A 14,715-nucleotide genomic window follows, 5' to 3' on the forward strand; every position below is an offset into this window, starting at 1 on the left:
CAAGAAAAGATTTTGATTGCTTTTACAGCTTTTGATTAGGTGGCGATCCCGGGCTCGGTGCCTTCCAGCGTCAATGGGATCAATGGTTCTCCCGGCAGTTCTTCGACGGGAATGGGCGTCATTGCGGTCGAAGAGGGACCGGGCTCATCGCGCCACATCCATACGATCAGCCAGAGCAGCACGATAAACCACAGGGCGAAATGCGCATTGTCGATATTGGTCACCAGACGAACGACGTGTTCGTACTGCTCTCGGGTGGTGAGATGTACGTTGCGCTTGATGGTGTCCGTGATTCCTTGTACGACAAGTAGCCCGAGCGCGTTGGTGGAGAGGCCGAGGGCAATCTGCTGGGCGTGACTCTTCCATCCAAACCCGAAGCGAGGGCCGAAGAGGCGCATCAGGATGGCGACCTGAACAGTCAGGAGCGCCAGAAAGAGCTGTCCTTTGAGCGCGGTCAGGACAACGAGCAGTAGCGGAAGTTGCTGCGGGTCGGCATTGAGCGCCTTCCAGCTAGGCCACGGTCCCCATGCCCACACTGCTGCGATTGAAATCACAAAGGTGATGAGCGTCCATCCCAGCCAGCCCTTTGGCTTTAGCAGCAAGCCGGCTTTTCCGCTGGAAAATACGCGTCGCGTCAGCTCCACCAGGACGAGGACGCCGATGATGGCGTCGACTGCCATAGAGGAGTAGCTCTGCCAGTAAAAGGCGAGAGTCGTGATCTTGCCATGCAGCAGGTGGTCGGCCAGCAGGCGGGTCGTGGAGACTGCAATCGCAGCCGTAAACCAGGGGAAGCTGCGGATGCGGTCCCGCCCCATGAGAATGATCAGAAGCATGAGGTGCCCGGCCAGAACCAGTGCCCAGAGAATCTCTGGAATTGTTAAATGCATGGAAATCCTTCACTTCTTCCGGATTCGCAGGCAAAAGCCAGCTTCCGGAGCGCAAGCCCAAGTATCGCAGCGTCAATGGGCGGGTTGTATGTCAATCGGACCAAGCGGAACTTGTATGGGGCTAAACGGGAAGGGAAGCAAAATATGGTGCACCCGGCAAGATTCGAACTTGCGACCTAACGCTTCGGAGGCGTTCGCTCTATCCAGCTGAGCTACGGGTGCGCTCTTTGTAAGAATACTCCATTTTAGGTGGAAATTCGCAACAGTCGTCAATGCGATGCTGGGGCAGGGGCGCGATGCTTCCAGATGGGAAGCAGGTCGCTGGCTGCAAGATGTGCGGCTACCCAGAAAGTGAACCATTCCAGACCTATTACCGGCGTGAGCCAACCTAAGCTGGGCAGCCATGCCACGGCATAGCCGACGCAGAGGAATACCACGTTCATCGTGACTATCCAGCCAATTTGCAACCAGCGGTCGGTACGCCTGTATCCATTGCCATAAGAATAACTGCCAAGGTAGTGGAAGAAGCTTGCCCCTGCGACATGGAAGACATAAACGCCGACCTGAAAGGCCGGGTGCATGTATTTGCCGTAGGTCCCCCAGACGAAGGCTTCGCCATCGAAGAACAATGCCAACATCGGGAGGAATGAAGTTCCTTGCGCGAGTTGTTGCCAGCCACCCGTGAGCAGTGTTGCCAGTCCGAGAGCTACGCAGCCAAGAAAGAGAAGCCAATGGCGGCTTTGAATACCCGCAACATTGAAAAGGACGAGAGTAAGCCATGCAAAAGCCGCCACTGGTTGCCACGAAGCAAAGCGTTTCTCACGGAAGCGGGCTTTGGCCTGCGAGCCTGCGAAAAAAAGCTCGGCTTTGACGAAGTGAGCAATAAACCAGATCCAGACCAATGCGCTGAAGAGAGCAACCCCAAGCAGCGAGCGAACGGAGGCGAGAATGCCAAATGAAATTACAACAGAGATCCAGAAACCGTAATGCCGGGATTTGGGCAGGCGTGCTGTGCCTCGGAATTGCCCTCTCCATGCATAAAAGAAATGGGCCCAACCGGCGAAGACTGTCAGCGAATAGAGGTTTAGGACTTCAGGAGCGATTGAACCATGCCAGAGGCCGGGTGGCGAGGCGGGCGCCAGCGGGAATGGCAGAGCGTAGCCGATGCCGAGAAAGAAAAACGTAAGCGCCAGAGCTAACCAGGGGCGGCTTCCCGAACTGTTCGATCCAGTGGGAAGGGCAGGGGTTTGTGTCTGGGTGAGGCCGTCAGTTCCCATGGTATGCGGGGATTGTATCGGAATTAACCCCGGGTTATCTTGCTTTGCTACACTCTGGCCTGAGGTGTTCTATGCGTTTGCCATCGATTCCCACATTCTGTTGTCTCGTTGTCATTGCAGTTGGCTCGTTCCATACCGCTTTTGCTCAGACTGCTCCTGCGCAGGGCAGCACCGATGCGCCCAAGCCCAAGTATGTAAGCCAGCCGGCGAAGGCTGACGTGATCCTGCCTAACGCGACCATTACGGTTGATTACAGTGCGCCTTCCGCACATGGCCGTACCGTCTTCGGCGGTCTGGTGCCCTACGGTGAAGTCTGGCGTACTGGCGCCAACGCGGCCACCACGCTCAAGACGACCGGAACCCTGCAGATTGGCGGTCTGACCCTTCCTACGGGCACTTATACGCTCTACAGCCTTCCTTCGCAGGATGGTTGGAAGCTGGTGGTGAACAAGCAGACGGGTCAATGGGGAACGGTCTATGACAAGTCTCAGGATCTTGGCCGCGTGGCTATGGAGACGGGATCGAACTCCATGCCGGTTGAGACGTTCGTCATCGATTTTGAAAAGACTGTAGGGCAGACGACAGAGCTGCACCTCAAATGGGCTGGCGTGGACGCATCCGTCCAGATTACTGCCCAGAAGTAATGCCGGGCTGCGCCGCGTGGGCGTCCTGCTCCCGGCGCAGCTCCAGGTTTTTCATTACCGACTGGATCAGTTCCTTTGCACCCTCGATACCTGCCAGGACCGCTTGCAGGTCCAGACGAGGTTTTGAAGGGTTGCGGTTGGAAACGCAATAAACACCGTGCTGCCCGGTGAGAATGAGCGAGTCGGTCAGCAGGTCTAGGGCTACAGCCAGCCGTCCGCGCTCGGCGCCCATCATGAATTCGTAGTGCTCCAGTTCGTTGTGTTTTTCGTCAAAGATATTCATCCGGTCTTTCTGCTCCTCATCCTTACTCTGCGTCTGTTGGCGCTGCTTATGTTGGATACTTCAGGGCGCTGCTTCGCTTCAACCTGCAACGGTCTTTGCAGATCCCTGATGGTTAAAGCCCGGCAATTAAAGCTTTCCGTGATCAAAGCTCTCTCGCGCCTTCACCACTTGCTCATAGTGCTTTTCCACCCAGATCCATACTCCGCAGAATGCTTCTCCGAGACTGAGCCCGATCGGAGTCAGCCTGTATTCAACTTTTGGCGGGATGACTGGGTGGATCGTCCGAATGAGCAATCCGTCGCGCTCCATCTGGCGAAGCGTCTTGGTCAACATCTTCTGGCTCACTTCGGGGATCAGGTCCGAGATTCGAGTGAAACGCAGTTCCCCGCGCTCGGCAAGGGTATCGAGCACGAGCATCGTCCACTTGTCGGCAACGCGGCCAATGATTTCGCCGACGAGCGCCTCGATTTTCGGGTCGGGTTTCCATGTCAGGTCGGGCAATTGCTGCGTAGCCAAGGTTTACTCTCCTCTTGGTAAGTATAGATCAAAAAGGTGCCTACTTACAAAAAGAGAGCGTTGGTTCTAATATGAAAATCGACCCCGGGCGCGGGAGTGAAAGCGATCTATCAACACACGAATCAATACCTGAACCAACGCACGAAAGGAAACGGCAATGAATATTCAAGGCAACACGATTCTGATTACGGGTGGCGGTTCCGGCATTGGCCGAGGGCTGGCTGAAGCGCTTCAAAAGCAAGGCAACAAGATCATCATCGCGGGGCGGCGCGAATCGGTATTGCAGGAGACAGCCAAGGCCAATCCGGGCATGGAATACGCTGTCCTCGACACGTCCAATGCCGGAAGCATCCAGGCAGCCGCGGCGAAGCTCACGAGCCAATATCCTGACCTGAATGTGGTGATCAACAACGCGGGAGTGCAGCGCGTGATCGACTTCGCCGCAGGCTACGACGATGCCGCCGCACAGGAAGAGATCAGCACCAATATCAGCGGCGTACTGCGTATGGCAGCGGCTTTTCTGCCGCATCTCAGGACGAAGGCTTCGGCGACAATCGTGAATATATCGTCGGGGCTGGCGTTTGTGCCGATGGCGCGCTATCCGGTTTACTCCGCTACGAAGGCGTTTGTGCACTCGTTCAGCATGAGCTTGCGTCTGCAACTCAAGGACACATCTGTGCGCGTTGTGGAACTGGCCCCGCCGTGGGTAGGCACAGACCTGGATGCATCGCATCCGGAGCGAGCTGCGCATGAGGGGATGAGCCCGATGCCGTTGCCAGCGTTTATCAACGCGGCGATGGAAGAGTTGGCTTCCGATGAGGATGAGCTGAAGGTGGCAGGGGCTAAGTTTCTATATGCTGGCGGCGTTAGTGAGAAGCAGATAGCTACCTTTGCGCAGATTAATCATTGATTCAGAGAGATCACTGAAGCGATGCGTCTTTCAAACTGAAGGTGCTCCAATTTACCCGGTACCCGTCAAGGTATTCGTGCCGGGGGTGGAGCATTTTTTTTGGGGGCGGTTTTCTCGCTCTAGCTTTCCTGCCTGTCCTTTTGATTGCTGCTGGCCTATGATTTTCGTGCAGGCCATGCGATCGAGGTAGGGATGCAGCGATACAGAAATTTCAGCGGCACATCTGGTGTGCGGGCGTTCGAGATTGGCAACGACTGGATTCTGATCGAGTACGCACGCGGTGGACGATATCTCTATAACTATGAATCCGCCGGGGGCGCAAACATTGAACAGATGAAGCAACTGGCGCTGAAGGGTAGCCATTTGAATGCGTTCATCAATCGGACGCCAGCTATCCGACGCGGGTATATAAAAGTTGACGAACAGCATCCCGGCTGAAGATAGAAGCGGGTGCGAATTCTCAGAATTCGCACCCGCTGGTTTTGTTGCAATCGATAGTTAGACTGATTAGATGGGCTAGATGTTTGAAGGCTTCCAGCGCAGTATGGGCTTTCTCGCTGCTGTTACTTCATCCAGACGAGAAACCCGGGTCGAATGCGGGGCATTCTTCACCAGCTCAGGATTGCTATCGACCTCAGCGGCAATGGCCCGCATGGCGTTGATGAACAGATCGAGCTCTTCTTTGGATTCGCTCTCGGTGGGCTCGATCATCAGAGCACCGGAAACGATCATGGGGAAGGAAACCGTGTACGGATGGAAGCCATAGTCGATCAGGCGCTTGGCGATGTCTCCGGTGCGAATGCCCTTGGCTGCCTGCCGCTTATCGCTGAAGACTACCTCGTGCATCGACGCGGTGGTGTACGGCAGTTCGTATAAGCCCTGCAGCCCGGAGCGGATGTAGTTGGCGTTGAGCACGGCATCTTCGGTTGTCTGGCGCAGGCCATCCGGACCATTGGCCATGATGTAAGCCAACGCACGGATGAACATGCCGTAGTTGCCGTAGAAGGCGCGTACGCGTCCCACGGACTGCGGACGATCGAAGTTCCAGCCCAGTTTGCCGTCACCTTTGCGAGCCAGCACAGGCGTCGGCAGGAATGGCTCAAGAATCGCCTTGCACGCTACCGGGCCAGATCCGGGACCACCGCCGCCATGAGGCGTGGAGAAGGTTTTGTGCAGGTTGAGGTGCATCACGTCCACGCCAAAGTCGCCGGGACGAGCCTTGCCGACCAGGGCGTTCATGTTTGCGCCATCCATGTAGAGCAGTGCGCCCTTGGCATGGAGGATGTCAGCGATCTTGTGAATCTCGCTCTCGAAGACGCCGATGGTCGAGGGATTGGTGAGCATCAGCGCAGCAGTGTTTTCATCGACGATGCGCTCCAACTCTTCGATGTCGATTCCGCCCAGCGCATTTGACTTGATGTTCTGCACTTCGTAGCCGCAGATTGCAGCGGTTGCCGGGTTAGTTCCATGCGCGGAGTCAGGGATGAGCACCTTGCGGCGAGCATTGCCCCTGGACTCGTGATAGGCGCGAACCAGCAGAATTCCGGTGAATTCCCCATGCGCTCCAGCGGCGGGCTGCATGGTGATGGAGTCCATGCCGGTGATCTCAATCAGGCATTGCTCCAGCAGAGAAACGATCTCAAGCGAACCCTGCGCCAGCGATTCCGGCTGATAGGGATGCGCTTCGGCGAGACCCTCAATGCGGGCAACCAGCTCGTTCACGCGCGGGTTGTACTTCATCGTGCAGGAGCCGAGCGGATACATGCCGAGGTCGATGGCATAGTTCCATGTTGAGAGCCGCGTAAAGTGGCGAATGATCTCGATCTCACTCAGCTCGGGTAGATTGCCTGTGCTTTCGCGATGCAGATTGCCCAGCAATACCGCGGGGTCAACCTCCGGCACGTCGAGAGGAGGCATCTTGTAAGCCCGCTTGCCTGGCGAGGACTTCTCGAAGATCAGGCCTTCGTTTTGTGTCTGATGTGCGCGGACCTTGCCGGTCGTAACGCGCGGTGTTGCGGCAGATTTTACTGCGATATCGGTTGCCATGTTCCTATGCCTCTGTTCCTAAACCGTGACGGCTGCGCTGGTCAGAACTCCAGCAGCGGCTTCAATCTGTTCGCGTGTGTTGAGCTCGGTAGCGCACCATAGCGTGGCATTGCCCAGTTCGGGATACCACCTGGCCAGGTCGAGTCCGCCGACAATCTTCTGATCCAGCAGACGCGCATTCAAAGCCGTCGGCGTTTCAGTCGTTTGCAGGATGAACTCGTGGAAACGCGGGCTGCCTGGGAACAGCAACTTCGCCCCGATATGGGCGGAGAGTGTTTTGGCTGCAAAATCGGTCTTGGCCAGGTTGTGGGTCGCCAGCTCGCGAATGCCTTCCTTGCCGTACACGGTGAGGAAAATCGTCGCCATCAGGGCTACCAGCGCCTGGTTGGTGCAGATGTTGGATGTGGCCTTTTCACGGCGAATATGCTGCTCGCGGGTGGAGAGTGTCAGCACAAATCCGCGATTGCCGTCGGCGTCTTTCGTCTCTCCGGCAAGACGGCCCGGCATCTGGCGCAGATAATTTTCCTTGGTCGCAATCACGCCGCAGAATGGGCCGCCGTAGCTGAGCGCCACGCCAAACGACTGCGCTTCCATCGAAACGATATCTGCTTCGACAGGGGGCTTTACGACGCCGAGCGAGATAGCCTCGGCAATCGACACGATCAGCAAAGCGCCCTTGGCATGAGCCAGATCGGCAATGGCTGGAATGTCTTCGATAACGCCAAAGAAGTTGGGTGATTGCACCAGCACGCAGGCTGTCTCTGAAGTAATTGCTGCATCCAGCGCTTCGAGGTCTACGCGGCCTGTTACGGCGTCGTAGCCGACCAGAGACGTTGGCAGACCCTGATGTTGCGCATAGGTCGCCATCACTTCGCGATATTCGGGATGCACGGTTGCGGCAACCACGGAGTTTGAACGGCCAGTGATGCGGGAGGCCATCATTACCGCTTCCGCGGCACCGGTCGATCCGTCATACATGCTGGCGTTGGCCACGTCCATGCCGGTCAACTCGCAGATCATCGTCTGAAACTCGAAGATAGCCTGCAAGGTGCCCTGCGTGATCTCAGCCTGATAAGGCGTGTAGCTGGTCAGAAACTCACCGCGCTGCACCAGCGAATCGATCACCACAGGCTTGTAGTGCCGGTAGCAGCCCGCGCCGAGAAAGCTGGCGTAGCCGACGGCATTCTGCGAACCGGCCTTGCGGAAATAATCGATGATTTCGCTCTCTGCGAACTGGCGCGGCACGTTGAGGTCGCGCTCCAGACGGTACTCCGCAGGAATCACCGTAAACAGATCATTGATCGACTGGGCGCCGATCTGGCCGAGCATTTCAACACGCTCAGCGGGGGATTTAGGCAAATAACGCATGTTTAGTTCCAACTCCTGACCTTTAGCGTTTAGCTAAAAGCCTCATTTCCTGCTTGTTGCGGATTGAGTCCAAGACTCGGCTCCAGAAAGCCCGCTTCAGCCTTAGCAAAAAGCTGTTGCCAGAGGCTAAAGGCGGCTTTCTAGAGCATTTCTCCTATTGCAATGCACCAGCCGGGGTTCGCGAAGTGTGGCTTTTCTTGATGAAAAGCCACACAATCAGCCGCTGCTCAGAATATACCTGTAGGAGAAATGCTCTAGTGGCCAGTTTCTTCTGAAATGAACTTTTCGTATGCGGCTGCATCCAGCAAACCGGACAGCTCTGTAGGATCGGAGAGCTCAACCTTGATGATCCACGCGGTATGAGCATCCTCGTTCACCTTGTCGGGTGAAGAGTTCAGTTCTTCGTTGATCGCCGTAACTGTTCCACTCACCGGCGAATAGAGATCGCTGACTGCCTTTACGCTCTCGACCGAGCCAAAGGTGGTGTGGGCCTTGACCGGGTCGCCGACCTTGGGCAGTTCTACGAAGACGATATCGCCCAGCGTGTTTTGCGCGTAGTCGGTAATACCGATGGAGCCGGTATTGCCGCTAACGTCAATCCATTCATGCTCTTTGGTGTACTTGTAGTTAGTGGGATAGGGCATGGAGCTTCCTTTCGTGGATCGAATATCGACCCGGTTCTTCAGATCACGGGTTGGACTGCGGGGATCTCGAAAACAGTGCGGAAATCCAGCGGACTCTTTAGTGTAAGACCTTCCACGCCCACACGGAAAACGGCCTGAAAAAACAGGCTGGATCGGGGCAAAATCTGCAGACGTGGTGTTGCGTTTGGATTAAACAGCAGGTCCGAAGCCAGGATACGGCTCCAGCGGTATCAGCGCCACAATCTCCAACATGCCGGCCCGGAAGATAGGCAGACTCTCAAGGGCTGCACGGACGTCCGTCTCGGATGCCGCCTCCCAGAGAATGCTGGCGCCGGGAACGTCGGCACGCTTCCAGACCTGGCGCAGAATCCCGGCTGCGTATAGTTCCCGCACCCGGGCAGTCTCAAGGCGGCCCAGTTCGGGCGTAAAGGCTTCGGGTGGAAACTTATCGACAAGGCGACGGCTTAACGAAAGAAATTGCATGAGGATATTGTATCGAGTGAGAGCCCCGACGCGACGCTCCGACGCAAGGGCCTCGATGCCTGGGCTAATGCTTTACTTCTTAGGCCGCTTGTAGAACGGTGTAGGAACCTGCTTCGCACGTACTTTATTGGCGCGCACCTGCACAAAGACGTCTTCTTTGCTTTCCGCAATTGCAGACGGAACGTATGCGTAGGCAATGTTGGTCTTCAGAAATGGTGCAGGCGATCCGCTCGTTACAATACCGATCTGCTCGCCAGCTTCATTAAGCACAGAATAGCCATCGCGAGCGATGCCCCGGTCAACCATTTCCAGGCCGATCAGTTTCTTTGCAGGGCCGCCTTTTTCTTTGAGGGCGAGCAGTGTTTCACGTCCGAGGAAATCGGAATCCTTCTCCAGCTTGAGCCAGCGGTCCAGGCCGGTTTCGAGGACGGTTGTTTCGTCGGTAATCTCATGCCCATAGAGCGGCATTCCTGCTTCCAGCCGCAGCGTATTACGCGCCCCCAATCCACAGGGCAGAATGCCGAACTCCGCTCCTGCTTCGAGAATTGCGTTCCAGACCTTCTCGGTGGTCGCAACATCGGAGGGAACGTAGACCTCGAAGCCGTCCTCGCCGGAGTAGCCGGTACGTGCGATCAGCACGTTGTAAACGCCAGCGACCTGACCCCATGTGAACCAGTAATTTTTGATCCCGCCCAGATCGACCTTGGTCAGTTTCTGGAGCGTCTCCAATGCGCGTGGTCCTTGAATGGCCAACTGCGAGTAGTGTGGCGAATAGTCGTTGATATGTACGCCGGGCATCGCGCCGACCTGCTTGCGGATCCAGGCGTAATCCTTGTCCTTGGTGCTTGCGTTTACTACCAGCAGATAGTCGTTATCGCCCAGCTTGTGAACCAGGATGTCGTCGATGAATGTGCCTTCGGGGGTCAGCAGGGCGGAGTACTGGGCCTGCCCATCCTGGAGCCGCGATGCGTCGTTCATCGTGATGCGCTGCACTGCCGCGAGCGAGTTGGGTCCGCGAAACTGAATTTCGCCCATGTGGCTCACGTCGAACAGGCCAACACCCGTGCGTACCGCCAGATGCTCCGCCATCAAACCGGAATACTCGACGGGCATATCCCAGCCGCCAAAATCGACCATCTTGGCTTTGAGCGCGCGATGGGTTGCATTGAGAGCGGTCTGCTTGAGTGGCGTGGATTCAGTGGCAGGTGTGGGAGCGGATGTAGACATCGGTAATTGACCTCGTAGGGGACGGGCTTGATCGCAGATCAAAATCCTGTACCTTATGTGAAGATAGGGATTCCCGCCGTGCGCGGTCAAACCGCCATAAAAATCAACTGGACTTAACCTGCTCCGCTGCGAAACTGATGCAGAAAGAGAATTGCACTTATGACGAACAAGATTCGGGGTTCGATTGCCATATTGGTTGGACTATTTGCCCTCTACCAGGCCTATGATCTCTACCAGAAAAATTTACGGGATTGGCACATGTGGCTGGAGGTGTTTGCCGGCCTGTTGTTGATTGCGCTGGGAAGCTGGCGCCTGCAACGAAAGACAGTTGACCCATCCGATGCGCTCTTGAAGTAACTCTGCCTGCGGGAGGCTCACGGGAATGGCTACCCTTTACAACGTGATTCAAGGACGCAGTCTGGAGCGGCTCGCCGCTCTCAGCGATGGCATCTTTGCGGTTGCGATGACCCTGCTGGTACTGGACATCCATATTCCGGCAGCAGCAGGCATTCATTCCGAGATGGATCTGCTGCATGCGCTCACGGAGCTTGCTCCGCAGGGAGCCGCGTATGTGATGAGCTTTCTCACGCTTGGCATCTTCTGGGCTGGACAGCAGACGCAGTTGAACCACATTCGCGAAGGCAGCCGCGATCTTACCTGGATTCACCTCGCGTTTCTCTTCACGCTGACTATGCTGCCGCTCTCGACACGCCTGCTGGCGGAGTTCATCACCTATCGCGCTGCGCTGGTGTTCTATTGGCTCAATATTCTCGTGCCGGGCGTGATTCTTTATTGGAGCTGGAACTATGTCATGCATCACGGATTGGTCAAAGAAGATACAGACGACGAAGTACGCGGAGCGATCTGCCGCCGCATACTGATTTCGCAAAGCCTGTATGCCTTCGGAGCATTGCTCTGCATCATCAACAATTACGTGAGCATGGGGTGGATCGTGCTGGTGCAATTGAACTACGCAATCGCTCCGCGTTGGGGAAAGCGATTGGGCTGACGGCGTGGCCAGTCACGCGCACGGGAGAAAATAGCGTGCAAAGGCTTCGATTTTTCGCAACTTTGCTGCGACAATTCGTGTCTCAATAGGTGTATTCGCTTGCCTGATGTCCGTTCTAGGCGCGAAGTGCGAAGGAGACTCCGATGACAACTCTCAGCCCTTTGGCTTTTATTCTCTTACGCGGACACCGCTTCGGCGGCGCACATGGCAACGCGGAATTCGTACTTCTGCTGGTTGGCCTCGGCTTTGCCGGTGTGCTTGTCTGGGCGATCCAGCGCAGCGGCAAGAACACTGCATAACTCGCCTGACTCGCTTGCCAGACCGTATTGTCAGACCGTAATCGTTTCGCGATACTCGCCAAAGACTGCGCGGAGTGTGTCTGCAATCTCTCCCACTGTGGCCAGTGCTTCGACGGCCTGAACGATGTGCGGCATGAGGTTTGTTTTCTCTGCGCCGGAGTCGATTGCGGCATCCTTCAGTTGCTGAAGCGCCTGCTTCCAACTGGCATGGTCGCGCCGTGTTCTCAGGGCGCGTAGTCGCTCAACCTGGCGACGTTCCAGGTCCTCGTCGAGGCGCTGTAGAGGCATCTCTGGCTCGTCTCCGCCGCGGTCGCTGGCGAATTTGTTTACACCTACAATGACCGTCTCGCCTGAGTCCACCTTGCGCTGCCAGACGTAGGCTGCCTGCTGTATCTGCTGCTGCACCCAGCCGGATTCGACAGCTCTCAGCTCTCCGCCCAACTGATCGATGCGCGCAAAATAATCCTGTGCCTCGGCCTCTAGTTGATCGGTCAGAGCTTCGACGTAATACGAGCCACCCAGAGGATCGGCGACCTGTGGCACGCCGCTTTCATGAGCAAGAATCTGCTGCGTGCGCAATGCAATGCGTGCGGCGTTTTCTGTGGGCAAGGCCAGTGCTTCGTCAAATCCATTGGTGTGCAGGCTTTGCGTACCGCCCATCACCGCTGCCAGCGCTTCCAGAGTAGTGCGAACGATGTTGTTCTCCGGCTGCTGCGCGGTCAATGTTGAGCCTGCTGTCTGCGTATGAAAACGAAGCGTCCACGAGCGGGGATTCGCAGCCTTGTATTCCTCGCGCATCCAACGGGCCCAGATGCGCCGCGCTGCGCGAAACTTGGCGACTTCTTCAAAGAGATTGGAATGCGCGTTGAAGAAGAAGCTAAGCCGCGGAGCAAAGCTATCGATGCTCAGGCCCGCGGCCAGCGCGGCATCCACATAGGCGCGCCCATTGGCGAGTGTAAACGCGATCTCCTGCGCGGCCGTACAGCCGGCTTCGCGCATGTGATATCCGCTGATTGAAATGGTGTTCCACTCGGGGATTTCCTCGCCAGCCCAGGCAATGAGATTCGTCGTCAGGCGCATGGCTGGCAGCACCGGATAGATGTATGTCCCGCGTGCGATGTATTCCTTCAGAATGTCGTTTTGCACGGTGCCGGATAACTTGCGTGTATCCGCACCGGCGCGGCGGGCAGCGGCCACATACATCGCCAGCAGCGTGCTGGCCGTGGCATTGATAGTCATCGATGTCGAAACTTTATCGAGCGCGATGCCTGCGAAGAGCCGCTCCATATCTTCAAGCGAACTAATGGCCACGCCGGTGCGTCCTACCTCGCCAAGCGCCATTGGAGAATCGGAGTCATAGCCGGTCTGCGTCGGCAAATCAAATGCGACGCTGAGGCCACTGGTGCCGTGCGCGAGAAGGAATCGATATCGCCGGTTCGACTCCTCCGCATCGCCCATGCCTGCATACTGGCGCATCGTCCAAAGGCGGCCACGATACATCGTCGGTTGGATGCCGCGCGTATACGGATACTCGCCGGGCAGCGAATTGTCTGCAGCCCCGGCGTTCCGATCAGCAGTGGTGTAAACCGGCTTTAGTTCCTCAGGCAAGCGATAGCTCTCCAGCGAAATCCGAGTTTACCAGTTGAGAGATACGGGCCGCAGAACCCGTGCCAGGGTAGTGGATAGAAATCCACCTATCAACGAATGCGTTACTTTCGTCGTGCTCGCCAGAAGGAACTTACGCATAGATAGCCAAAAATCGCCGTAGCGATCACGGCAACTACGAACCGCGTATGTTCCGGGCCGTGGGCGTAGCTGGCCCTGGCCTTCCATATGTCTGTCGCAAAATAGGTTCCGAATAGGCCAAAGAAAAATCCTGTTACTTCGAGCCACAGGATTCCGCCGACGCGGGTGAATGGGCGCAGGAATCCGCCGATTCCGCGCCCGGCTGCGCGCGTCATTCCTGGGGCTTTCTTGCGAATATCGCGGGCTTTGGCAGCGTATTTGGGCACAGAGCTGGGCATGGAAGCCGGGTTGTTCGGCTGTGAGGGTACCTGATTCGGGGTACGGTCCGGATTTGAAGTACGGTCCTGGGCTCGCTGCTGGGCGATTCGCCCGGCAACGCGTACTCCAATGCCCAGTTTTTTGCCAAACTCGTTCGGATTCATTCGCATCTGAAGTGTAGAGCATTTCGCTCTTAACTTCTTGTTCTGCCAGAATGCGGAGCGGTCGTTTCTCGGCGAAAACTTCACCTGCGAATCCGCCCAGACGCCGGGTCGCAGTGAGAGAACGATCCCAATATCTTCCAATTGGGACCCGTTTTCCCACATTCTGGCTGCTTCCGAGTTGCCGACAATCGGCGTCAGAAGTAAGGTAGAAGAATCCTGGCCGTAACCGAGCACGTGCCAGATGCTCGCAGAGGGGGCGCAGTCCATGCCGGAGGGAAGTATGAATCCACGCTTGCGCGACCTGATCCAGCAGCTTGGAGAGGCCATTCACGAATCCGTAATCGAGTCCGAACAGATTGCGGGCGTTGTGCAGAATATCCGCCGTCACGGCTTTGACGTGATGCTCATGCTTGAGGCGACCATTGGTCTCAATGACGTTGAAGCTGAAGGCTCCGCGGAATCCATCGTCGAGGGAAATGCTGCCGGGGATGAAGGCGGTCCTTTTACTTCGCACGATGTGAACTTTCTCAAGTCTCTTCGTATCTCCATTGAAGGCGAAAAGGAAGATGGCGGAGTTGAGGATGAGGGAGAAAACGAAAGCCAGCGGTGAATGCCAGATCTGAAGGTCAGGCCTGAAAGCCGGATCTGAAAGCCAGACTGCGGTCCGCATAGGTCGGCAGTCTCTTTACGCATTCAGTCAGGCTCGTTCTTTCCAGGCTAATTTTGTCTAAGCTGGTTCTGCCTCAACTCGTTCTGCGGTCCGAACTGGCGTGCCGATCTTCATCGCTTTGCCTTTATCTGCGCATCTAATCTACCTGAACACAGGCTGTATATTTTGAGGTCTACTACTGTTACGCGGCTGTGATATTCTCGCCCGTCTGGTAACTCATTTTGAATTGAAGTTATCGGAGAGGCTGTCGTCTCAGAAGGCGAAATGCAGTTTCAGCAGCAGAG

The 14,715-nt window shown here is 56.3% G+C and carries 18 protein-coding genes and 1 tRNA gene; 7 read left to right on the plus strand and 12 right to left on the minus strand.

What is annotated here, in order from left to right; translation table 11 throughout:
- Positions 1-35: 35 nt before the first annotated feature.
- The 3 genes from OHL19_RS14395 to OHL19_RS14405 all read right to left on the minus strand — a co-directional run bounded on the left by OHL19_RS14395 (position 36) and on the right by OHL19_RS14405 (position 2,164).
- Positions 36-887: a hypothetical protein gene (locus OHL19_RS14395; protein ID WP_263358418.1), complete on the minus strand. Its 852-nt coding sequence runs from the start codon at positions 885-887 to the stop codon at positions 36-38.
- 145 nt (positions 888-1,032) lie between these two features.
- Positions 1,033-1,109 (minus strand) — tRNA-Arg (locus tag OHL19_RS14400).
- A gap of 47 nt (positions 1,110-1,156) precedes the next feature.
- Positions 1,157-2,164 carry a hypothetical protein gene (locus tag OHL19_RS14405; protein ID WP_263358419.1) on the minus strand — a complete coding sequence of 336 codons (1,008 nt, stop codon included), beginning with the start codon at positions 2,162-2,164 and terminating at the stop codon, positions 1,157-1,159.
- Positions 2,165-2,235: 71 nt separating this feature from the next.
- Here OHL19_RS14405 and OHL19_RS14410 point away from each other — a divergent pair, with 71 nt between their 5' ends.
- The gene (locus tag OHL19_RS14410; protein ID WP_263358420.1) at positions 2,236-2,808 is read left to right on the plus strand and encodes a DUF2911 domain-containing protein; all 573 of its coding nucleotides are present in this window, start codon (positions 2,236-2,238) and stop codon (positions 2,806-2,808) included.
- On the opposite strand, the gene OHL19_RS14415 is transcribed toward OHL19_RS14410, so the two are convergent.
- Positions 2,792-3,091 (minus strand): hypothetical protein, encoded by a 300-nt coding sequence (locus OHL19_RS14415; protein ID WP_263358421.1) that lies wholly within the window; start codon positions 3,089-3,091, stop codon positions 2,792-2,794. The genes OHL19_RS14410 and OHL19_RS14415 overlap by 17 nt on opposite strands.
- Positions 3,092-3,217: 126 nt before the next feature.
- Positions 3,218-3,607 (minus strand): winged helix-turn-helix transcriptional regulator, encoded by a 390-nt coding sequence (locus OHL19_RS14420; RefSeq protein ID WP_263358422.1) that lies wholly within the window; start codon positions 3,605-3,607, stop codon positions 3,218-3,220.
- Between the two features lie 157 nt (positions 3,608-3,764).
- Here OHL19_RS14420 and OHL19_RS14425 point away from each other — a divergent pair, with 157 nt between their 5' ends.
- Positions 3,765-4,517: an SDR family oxidoreductase gene (locus OHL19_RS14425; RefSeq protein ID WP_263358423.1), complete on the plus strand. Its 753-nt coding sequence runs from the start codon at positions 3,765-3,767 to the stop codon at positions 4,515-4,517.
- Positions 4,518-4,709: 192 nt separating this feature from the next.
- Entirely contained in the window at positions 4,710-4,955 is a 246-nt protein-coding gene (locus OHL19_RS14430) for a hypothetical protein (protein WP_263358424.1), read from the plus strand.
- Between the two features lie 78 nt (positions 4,956-5,033).
- Here OHL19_RS14430 and gcvPB read toward each other — a convergent pair whose 3' ends face one another.
- The 5 genes from gcvPB to gcvT all read right to left on the minus strand — a co-directional run bounded on the left by gcvPB (position 5,034) and on the right by gcvT (position 10,285).
- Positions 5,034-6,563, minus strand: a complete 1,530-nt coding sequence (gene gcvPB / locus OHL19_RS14435) for an aminomethyl-transferring glycine dehydrogenase subunit GcvPB (RefSeq protein ID WP_263358425.1) — start codon at positions 6,561-6,563, stop codon at positions 5,034-5,036.
- A gap of 18 nt (positions 6,564-6,581) precedes the next feature.
- Complete coding sequence (gene gcvPA / locus OHL19_RS14440; protein ID WP_263358426.1) at positions 6,582-7,931, minus strand: aminomethyl-transferring glycine dehydrogenase subunit GcvPA; 1,350 nt, start codon at positions 7,929-7,931, stop codon at positions 6,582-6,584.
- A gap of 254 nt (positions 7,932-8,185) precedes the next feature.
- On the minus strand, positions 8,186-8,575 hold the full coding sequence (gene gcvH / locus OHL19_RS14445) for a glycine cleavage system protein GcvH (RefSeq protein ID WP_263358427.1): 390 nt from the start codon (positions 8,573-8,575) through the stop codon (positions 8,186-8,188).
- Between the two features lie 189 nt (positions 8,576-8,764).
- A complete protein-coding gene (locus OHL19_RS14450; protein WP_263358428.1) occupies positions 8,765-9,058 on the minus strand; it encodes a muconolactone Delta-isomerase family protein in 294 nt (97 codons plus the stop codon).
- Between the two features lie 72 nt (positions 9,059-9,130).
- Entirely contained in the window at positions 9,131-10,285 is a 1,155-nt protein-coding gene (gcvT, locus tag OHL19_RS14455) for a glycine cleavage system aminomethyltransferase GcvT (protein ID WP_263358429.1), read from the minus strand.
- A 159-nt stretch (positions 10,286-10,444) separates the two neighbouring features.
- On the opposite strand from gcvT, the gene OHL19_RS14460 reads away from it, so the two are divergent.
- The 3 genes from OHL19_RS14460 to OHL19_RS14470 all read left to right on the plus strand — a co-directional run bounded on the left by OHL19_RS14460 (position 10,445) and on the right by OHL19_RS14470 (position 11,593).
- Positions 10,445-10,642 (plus strand): hypothetical protein, encoded by a 198-nt coding sequence (locus OHL19_RS14460; protein ID WP_263358430.1) that lies wholly within the window; start codon positions 10,445-10,447, stop codon positions 10,640-10,642.
- Positions 10,643-10,667: 25 nt separating this feature from the next.
- Entirely contained in the window at positions 10,668-11,294 is a 627-nt protein-coding gene (locus OHL19_RS14465) for a TMEM175 family protein (protein WP_263358431.1), read from the plus strand.
- A gap of 143 nt (positions 11,295-11,437) precedes the next feature.
- Positions 11,438-11,593, plus strand: a complete 156-nt coding sequence (locus tag OHL19_RS14470) for a hypothetical protein (protein WP_263358432.1) — start codon at positions 11,438-11,440, stop codon at positions 11,591-11,593.
- 30 nt (positions 11,594-11,623) lie between these two features.
- Here the strand turns inward: OHL19_RS14470 and OHL19_RS14475 are convergent, their stop codons facing one another.
- Complete coding sequence (locus OHL19_RS14475; RefSeq protein WP_263358433.1) at positions 11,624-13,201, minus strand: acyl-CoA mutase large subunit family protein; 1,578 nt, start codon at positions 13,199-13,201, stop codon at positions 11,624-11,626.
- A 101-nt stretch (positions 13,202-13,302) separates the two neighbouring features.
- The gene (locus tag OHL19_RS14480; protein WP_263358434.1) at positions 13,303-13,761 is read right to left on the minus strand and encodes a hypothetical protein; all 459 of its coding nucleotides are present in this window, start codon (positions 13,759-13,761) and stop codon (positions 13,303-13,305) included.
- 280 nt (positions 13,762-14,041) lie between these two features.
- Between OHL19_RS14480 and OHL19_RS14485 the strand changes: the two genes are divergently transcribed.
- Positions 14,042-14,371: a hypothetical protein gene (locus tag OHL19_RS14485; protein WP_263358435.1), complete on the plus strand. Its 330-nt coding sequence runs from the start codon at positions 14,042-14,044 to the stop codon at positions 14,369-14,371.
- The last annotated feature ends 344 nt before the right edge of the window (positions 14,372-14,715 follow it).

This window comes from Acidicapsa ligni, from assembly GCF_025685655.1.
In the GTDB taxonomy this organism is placed as follows: domain Bacteria; phylum Acidobacteriota; class Terriglobia; order Terriglobales; family Acidobacteriaceae; genus Acidicapsa; species Acidicapsa ligni.